We start from the raw sequence: 6,516 nt of genomic DNA on the forward strand, positions 1-6,516 counted from the left end.
AACGTGCCGGTTCCGCTCACGGCAGCGCAGGGCCGTGGACGGCGCATCCGCAGCAGCGCATGGCAGGTGAGCTTGTTCCGCACCGCTGGGGCTCCGGTTGCGGTCAGGCCGCAGGCCCGGGCACAGTGAGGGCCAGGCCGCGTGTCGCTGCAGCGGTGTTGCGGCCCAGGCCCGGCCGGCTCAAACCGAGAGCCGTTCGGGCCGACCCCCCTGACCGAGCTGCCGCCGACGCGCGGTGGGACTGACCGGCGCGACCGGTCAGCAGCCGGAAGCCTCTACGGTGGAAGGATGATCTCGATATCGCGGCCGATCGAGGCCACCACCGAGCAGGTATGGGCGGTGCTCAGCGACGGTTGGCTCTATGCGGGATGGGTCGTCGGCGCCTCCCGGATCCGCGAGGTCGATCCGCGCTGGCCGGCCGAGGGCTCCCGGATCGCCCACTCGGTCGGCAGCTGGCCGCTGCTGCTCGACGACGACACCGAGGTGCTGACCTGCCGGCCAGGCCGGTTGCTGCGGCTGCTGGCCCGCACCCGGCCGCTGGGCGAGTCCCTGGTCGAGATCGAGGTCACCGCCCGTCCGGGTCTGGGCAGCTGCGCGGTGCAGCTGCGCGAGGACACGGTCAGCGGCCCGGGGATGCTGGTGCCGGCCCCGCTGCGGCAGCTGGCGCTGGCCCCGCGCAACCGTGAATCGCTGAGACGGCTGGAGTACCTGGTGCTGGGGCGGGCGCGCGGCGAGCACTGACCTGCGTTATCGAAATTGACAATCAATGTCATTAACGGTTGGCTGGTTGCGGCGGCCCGACCGGACGGCTGCCCTGCCACCTCCGGGAGACCCGATGCCTGCCCCAGCCACCACCCGGCCGGTCGCGGCGCTGGCCGCGGCGCTGCTGGCCGTCGGGCTGACCGGCTGCGCCACCTCGCCGCGCGTCCAGCAAGCGGCCAGCGGCGGGCTGATCGAGGTCGCCGCCAGCACCAACGTCTGGAACAGCATCCTGAGCCAGCTCGGCGGCAGCCACGTCCGGGCCACCTCGATCATCTCCAATCCACAGACCGATCCGCACGCCTACGAGCCCACCCCCGCCGACGCCCGCACGATCGCCCGGTCGCGGGTCTTCGTCGAGAACGGGGTCGGCTATGACCCGTGGGCGGCCCAGATCGTGGCGGCCAGCCCGGATGAGCGCCGGACGGTGATCGACGTCGGGCGGCTCACCGGGGTGCCCGACGGCGGCAACCCGCACCGCTGGTACTCCCCCACCGACGTCAGCAAGGTCGCCGACGCGATCACCGCCGGTCTGAAGAAGGCCGATCCGGACGACGCCGGCTACTTCGACGAGCGGCGGCGCAGCTTCGAGACGGTGGAGCTCGGCCCGTACCACCGGTTGATCGACGAGATCCGGGCCGGCTACGCCGGCACCCCGGTCGGCGCCAGCGAGAGCATCTTCGCGCCGCTGGCCGACGCGCTGGGCCTGCGGCTGACCACGCCCGCCGGATTCCTGCAGGCCATCAGCGAGGGCGCCGAGCCCAGCGCGGCCGACAAGGCCGCCAGCGAACGCCAGCTCAGCGACCGGGCCGTCAAGGTCTACGTCTACAACAGCCAGAACGCCACCCCGGACGTGGCGGCCCAGCTGGCGGTGGCCCGTCGGGCCGGGGTGCCGGTGGTCGGGGTGACCGAGACGATCGACCCGCCCGACGCGAGCTTCCAGCAGTGGCAGGTGAGCCAGCTGCAGGCGCTGAGGTCGGCGCTGGCGCAGGCGAGCGGTCGATGAGCGAGCAGCCGCCGGCCGACCGGCTCCCCGAGGTGCTGGCGCTGACCGGCGTCACCGGCGCGGTCGGCGGCCGGGTCATCTTCTCCGACGTCAACCTGCGGGTCCGCGCCGGTGAGTTCGTGGCGGTGCTGGGGCCCAACGGCGTCGGCAAGTCCACGCTGCTCAAGGCGGTGCTGGGGCTGCTTCCGATCAGCGAGGGCCGGATCGAGGTGTTCGGCGGGCCGCCGGGACGGCACAACTCCCGCATCGGCTACCTGCCGCAGCGGCGGGCCTTCGACCCGGCGACCCGGATCCGCGGCATCGACATCGTCCGGATGGGCTGGGACGGCGACCGCTGGGGCGTCGCGTTGCCGGGCCGGCTGACCGGCGGCGCCGGCCGGGCGGCCCGCGACCGGGTCCGCGAGGTGATCGCCCTGGTCGGCGCCGAGCCCTACGCCCACCGGCCGATCGGGCAGTGCTCCGGTGGCGAGCAGCAGCGGCTGCTGATCGCCCAGGCGCTGATCCGCCGTCCGCAGCTGCTGGTGCTCGACGAGCCGCTGGACAGCCTGGACGTCACCAACCAGGCCTCGGTGAGCGCGCTGATCCAGGAGGTCTGCCGCAGCCACCAGGTCGCGGTGCTGCTGGTCGCCCATGACGTGAACCCGATCCTGCCCTACCTGGATCAGGTGATCTACCTGTCGCACGGGGGCGCGGTGATGGGGCCGCCGGAGCAGGTGATCACCGCCGACACCCTCAGCATGCTCTACGGCACGACGATCGACGTGCTGCGCGACCGCACCGGACGGCTCGTGGTGGTGGGCCAGCCGGACAGCCACGCCGAGCACGGGCCGCACCGATGACCGGTTTCAGCTGGAACCTGATCGAGGACGTCCAGCTGCTGCTGAGCTACCACTTCATGCTCAACGCGCTGCGGGCCGGCACCATCGTCGCGGTCCTGGCCGGCGCGATCGGCTACTTCATGGTGCTGCGGCGGCAGAGCTTCGCCGGGCACACCCTGGCGGTGATCGGCTTTCCCGGCGCCGCCGGGGCGACCTGGCTGGGGCTGAGCGCGGGCGCGGGCTATTACGGCTTCTGCATCGCCGGCGCGCTGGTGATCGCGGCGCTGCCCCGGGCCGGACGCCGCAGCTCCGGCTTGGGCGGGTACGGCGACGAGTCTGCCGTCATCGGCACCGTGCAGGCGGTCGCGCTGGCCTGCGGATTCCTGTTCGTCAGCCAGTACCACGGCTTTCTGGGCGGGCTGACCAGCCTGCTGTTCGGCACCATCACCGGGGTGTCCGACGGCCAGGTGCTCGCGCTGCTGGCAGCCGGCGCCGGGTGCCTGCTGGTGCTGCTGGCGCTCGGCCGGCCGCTGCTGTTCAGCAGCATCGATCCCGACGTCGCCGAGGCCCGGGGCGTGCCGGTGCGGCTGGTCGGGACCGCCTTCCTGGTGCTGCTCGCGGTCGCCGCGGCCGGGACGAGCCAGGTGACCGGCAGCCTGCTGGTGTTCGCGCTGCTGGTGACCCCGGCGGCGACGGCCAGCCGGCTGACCGCGCGTCCGGGGCTGGGGTTGGCGCTGTCGATCCTGATCGCGGTGGCCGTCACCTGGCTGGGCGAGGGCATCGCGTTCTTCTCGCCGTACCCGATCGGGTTCTGGGTCACCACGCTGGCGTTCGCGGCGTTCCTGCTGGCCGCCGGTTACCGCGCCGGACGCGACCGCCTCGGCCGGCGGCGGACTGCCGGCCCGGCTGTGGCGTTCGCGCCCTCGGCGGCCGGGAGCGGGCAGTGAGCGCGCTGCTGGCCGCCGACCCGGTGACCGGGATAGCAAGCATGCTGTCGCAGCCGTTCATGCGCAACGCGCTGCTGGCCGGGACCGCGATCTCGGTGCTGTCGGGGCTGGTCGGCTACTTCGTGGTGCTGCGCGGCCAGGTCTTCGCCGGGGACGCGCTGTCGCACGTGGCCTATGCGGGCGCCCTGGCGGCGCTGGCGGCCGGCCTGGACCTGCGCTTCGGCCTGTTCGCCGCCACCATCGGCATCGGGCTGCTGCTCGGCCTGCTGGGCGGCCGGGGGGTGGCCGACGACGTCGTGATCGGCACCGTCTTCGCCTGGGTGCTGGGCCTGGGCGTGCTGTTCCTGACGCTCTACACCACCTCCAGCAGCACCGAGAACGGCGCGGCCAACGTCACCGTCCTGTTCGGCTCGCTGCTGGGGATCACCGCGAGCGCCGCGGCCACGGCGGCCTGGATCGCGGCGGCCCTGATCGCGGCGCTGCTGCTGATCGCCCGCCCGCTGCTGTTCGCCAGCGTCGATCCCGGCATAGCCGCCGCCCGGGGGGTGCCGGTCCGGTTGCTCGGGCCGCTGTTCCTGGCGATCCTGGGCGCCACCGTCGCCGAGGCGAGCCAGGCCGTCGGCGCGCTGCTGCTGTTCGGGCTGCTCGCGGCGCCGGCGGCCGCGGCCCAGCGGCTCACCGCCGACCCGTGGCGGGCCTTTCCGCTGGCCGCCGCGCTGGCGGTGCTGGCGATGTGGGCCGGGCTGGGCCTGGCCTACGCCGCGCCCGCGCTGCCGGCCAGCTTCACCATCACCGGCTGCGCGGCCGCCGAATTCGCCGCGGCGGCCGGTTACGGCATGCTGCGCCGATCGTGGCAGCCGAGCGCGAACCGCTCGCGGAAGGTCCACGGGCCGCCGTCATAGCGCCAGAGCCGCACCGCCCGCGCGGTGATCGGAAAGGGCGCGAACCGCTGCCGAAGCTCGCCGAGCGTGCGGCTGGCGACCTCCGGGCTGACCTTGTTCTGCACCGTCACGTGCGGCCGGTAACCCTGCCGGTCCTGCGGGCCCAGCTGGTCCCACCAGAGCGTCTGCAGCTCGCGGTGCAGGCCGAGCAGCTCGGCCGAGCGCAGCCGGTAGGCCACCCCTCGGCCCAGGGACATCAGCTCGCCGACCTCGACCGGGAACGGCTCGCGGGCAGCTGCGGCCAAGGCCAGCTCCGCGGTCAGCTCCGGCTCCCGCTCGCCGGGCAGCGCGTGGAACAGGGTGACGTGCGCGCCGACCTGGGTACGGCCCGGCGGGAAGAGCGCGGCCCGTTCCCGGTCGAAGCGGGCCTGCGCCGTCTCATCGATCTCAAGGGTCACGACGAGCGGACGGGCTTGCCCTGGATCCGGCGGCACACCTGCCATCGTGCCAGCCGCTCTGGACTTGGCCAGCGGTGAACCCGTGACCGGGGGTGCAGCTGGGACTGTCGTAGCAGCGGCCCCGGCCTGCGGCGCGGCGGTCGGGGTAGGGCGCAGCCGGCGCATATCCCATACTCAGCGTCATGTTGCTGGCTGAGGAACTGCTGCTGCTCGGGCTCGACCCCGATCGGGGAACGCTCGTCAACAATGCCCGCCAGCAACTGGTGGTGGGCCTGTCCGGTGCGCTGATCGGCGAGCTGGCGCTGGCCGGCGCCGTGCAGCTGTCCGGCGGGCGCTTCGTCGCGGCCGGGCCGGCGCCGGAGCACCCGCTGCTGGCCCGGGTGCACGCGCTGCTGGCCAAGCCCACCCACCGGCGGGCGGTCGGCCAGCTGCGTCAGGTCGACAAGGCGGTCGGTGGCGTCTGGCCCCGGCTGGTCGATGGCCTGATCGACCAGGCGGTGCTGGGCCGGCGGCAGGACCGGATGCTGTTCTGGACGGTGACCCGGCATCCGGTTCTTCAGCCGGACGCCCGGAACGAGCCGCTGCGGCGCGTGCGGCTGGCCGCTGCCGGTGACAACGGCCTGGAAGCGCGCACCGCGGTATTGCTCGCGCTGGCGGGGCCGTCCCGGCTGCTGGAGGTGATCGCACCGGACGGCGCCGACCGGCGGCATGCCCGGCAGCGCATCAAGATGGCCACCGAGCTGACCCCGGTCGCTCCGGTGGTCAAGCGGGTGATCGCCGAGATGCAGGCCGCGGCTGCGGGAGCGGCGACGATCGCCGTCACGACGTCTGCCAGTTCGTGAGCCCGGCCGCCTGGCGAATGAATAGTGACCATGCATGTGCGGGACCGGGCGCATGGCTTGTTCGGGCCTCGGGCAGGCGCGTAACGTGCTCGGCACCATCTCACCGCCCGGACTTCCACCATCCGGACTCGATGGACCAGAGGGTGTGCCCATGCGCAGGAGATTCTGGTTCGAAACCAGCACAGCGGTGCTGAGCGGAGCGCTCGCCGTCCTCACGCTGTTCTGGCGGGACTGGATCGAGATCACCGGCTGGGATCCCGACCAGCACAGCGGCGCCCTGGAGTGGTGGGTGGTCTGCGGGCTGGCCGCCCTCGCGCTCGGCTCGGCATTGCTGGCACGCGCGGAATGGCGCCGTCGACCGGCTACGGCATGACCGGCCTCCCGCCCAACGTCCCCCGCCGCGCCGGCGGGCACGCCGCCGACCGGCTGCGCGAGCAGCTGGCGCGCGAGTACGGCATCGTCGTGCCGGATGACCGGCCGGATCCGGCTCACCGCGCCGACCCCGACAGCGCGACCGAGAGCCCCGACGATGCCGGTCCGGCCGAGGCCGAATTCGACCCGGACGGCCGGCCGGATCCGGGCCAGCAAGAGCACTGATCAGGAAGGATCAAGCTGATGCGCGATCCCGAGCAGGCGCCGGCAGCCGCTGCCGTCCCCCGGCCACGACGGGCCAGCGCGCCGGGTGGAAAGCCGCTGTTGCGGTTGCTGGAGCTGCTGGGATCGGCGGGATATGACGAAGCGGCCGTGGAGACGGTCGGCATCGCCGTCGACACTGCTCAGCAGGGCGCCTTCCGCCAGCGGGCTG

The 6,516-nt window shown here is 73.4% G+C and carries 10 protein-coding genes; 9 read left to right on the top strand and 1 reads right to left on the bottom strand.

Going from position 1 to position 6,516, the window contains the following annotated elements; all coding sequences use genetic code 11:
* Positions 1 to 288 precede the first annotated feature (288 nt).
* The 5 genes from VF612_RS18100 to VF612_RS18120 all read left to right on the top strand — a co-directional run bounded on the left by VF612_RS18100 (position 289) and on the right by VF612_RS18120 (position 4,432).
* Complete coding sequence (locus tag VF612_RS18100; RefSeq protein WP_408661254.1) at positions 289 to 741, top strand: SRPBCC family protein; 453 nt, start codon at positions 289 to 291, stop codon at positions 739 to 741.
* A 94-nt stretch (positions 742 to 835) separates the two neighbouring features.
* Entirely contained in the window at positions 836 to 1,765 is a 930-nt protein-coding gene (locus tag VF612_RS18105) for a metal ABC transporter solute-binding protein, Zn/Mn family (RefSeq protein ID WP_408661255.1), read from the top strand.
* Complete coding sequence (locus VF612_RS18110) at positions 1,762 to 2,604, top strand: metal ABC transporter ATP-binding protein (protein ID WP_408661256.1); 843 nt, start codon at positions 1,762 to 1,764, stop codon at positions 2,602 to 2,604. The genes VF612_RS18105 and VF612_RS18110 overlap by 4 nt, the downstream gene beginning before the upstream one ends.
* The gene (locus VF612_RS18115; protein WP_408661257.1) at positions 2,601 to 3,530 is read left to right on the top strand and encodes a metal ABC transporter permease; all 930 of its coding nucleotides are present in this window, start codon (positions 2,601 to 2,603) and stop codon (positions 3,528 to 3,530) included. Before VF612_RS18110 ends, VF612_RS18115 begins: the two co-directional genes overlap by 4 nt.
* Positions 3,527 to 4,432, top strand: a complete 906-nt coding sequence (locus VF612_RS18120; protein ID WP_408661258.1) for a metal ABC transporter permease — start codon at positions 3,527 to 3,529, stop codon at positions 4,430 to 4,432. Before VF612_RS18115 ends, VF612_RS18120 begins: the two co-directional genes overlap by 4 nt.
* Here the strand turns inward: VF612_RS18120 and VF612_RS18125 are convergent.
* Complete coding sequence (locus VF612_RS18125; RefSeq protein ID WP_408661259.1) at positions 4,360 to 4,869, bottom strand: 2'-5' RNA ligase family protein; 510 nt, start codon at positions 4,867 to 4,869, stop codon at positions 4,360 to 4,362. The genes VF612_RS18120 and VF612_RS18125 overlap by 73 nt on opposite strands.
* Before the next feature lie 182 nt (positions 4,870 to 5,051).
* Here VF612_RS18125 and VF612_RS18130 point away from each other — a divergent pair, with 182 nt between their 5' ends.
* The 4 genes from VF612_RS18130 to VF612_RS18145 all read left to right on the top strand — a co-directional run.
* Positions 5,052 to 5,711 carry a GOLPH3/VPS74 family protein gene (locus tag VF612_RS18130; RefSeq protein WP_408661260.1) on the top strand — a complete coding sequence of 220 codons (660 nt, stop codon included), beginning with the start codon at positions 5,052 to 5,054 and terminating at the stop codon, positions 5,709 to 5,711.
* Between the two features lie 151 nt (positions 5,712 to 5,862).
* Positions 5,863 to 6,084 carry a DUF202 domain-containing protein gene (locus VF612_RS18135; RefSeq protein WP_408661261.1) on the top strand — a complete coding sequence of 74 codons (222 nt, stop codon included), beginning with the start codon at positions 5,863 to 5,865 and terminating at the stop codon, positions 6,082 to 6,084.
* Entirely contained in the window at positions 6,081 to 6,308 is a 228-nt protein-coding gene (locus tag VF612_RS18140; protein WP_408661262.1) for a hypothetical protein, read from the top strand. The genes VF612_RS18135 and VF612_RS18140 overlap by 4 nt, the downstream gene beginning before the upstream one ends.
* A gap of 18 nt (positions 6,309 to 6,326) precedes the next feature.
* Positions 6,327 to 6,516: hypothetical protein (locus tag VF612_RS18145; RefSeq protein WP_408661263.1), on the top strand; the 190-nt coding region annotated here is incomplete at its 3' end.

The sequence above is a fragment of the Jatrophihabitans sp. genome, from assembly GCF_036388195.1.
GTDB lineage: Bacteria > Actinomycetota > Actinomycetes > Mycobacteriales > Jatrophihabitantaceae > Jatrophihabitans_A.

What these genes read in the sequence shown, in the direction of transcription:
- VF612_RS18100 (WP_408661254.1), top strand. Translation starts at nt 289, where the DNA reads ATGATCTCGATATCGCGGCCGATCGAGGCCACCACCGAGCAGGTATGG.
- VF612_RS18105 (WP_408661255.1), top strand. Translation starts at nt 836, where the DNA reads ATGCCTGCCCCAGCCACCACCCGGCCGGTCGCGGCGCTGGCCGCGGCG.
- VF612_RS18110 (WP_408661256.1), top strand. Translation starts at nt 1,762, where the DNA reads ATGAGCGAGCAGCCGCCGGCCGACCGGCTCCCCGAGGTGCTGGCGCTG.
- VF612_RS18115 (WP_408661257.1), top strand. Translation starts at nt 2,601, where the DNA reads ATGACCGGTTTCAGCTGGAACCTGATCGAGGACGTCCAGCTGCTGCTG.
- VF612_RS18130 (WP_408661260.1), top strand. Translation starts at nt 5,052, where the DNA reads ATGTTGCTGGCTGAGGAACTGCTGCTGCTCGGGCTCGACCCCGATCGG.
- VF612_RS18135 (WP_408661261.1), top strand. Translation starts at nt 5,863, where the DNA reads ATGCGCAGGAGATTCTGGTTCGAAACCAGCACAGCGGTGCTGAGCGGA.
- VF612_RS18140 (WP_408661262.1), top strand. Translation starts at nt 6,081, where the DNA reads ATGACCGGCCTCCCGCCCAACGTCCCCCGCCGCGCCGGCGGGCACGCC.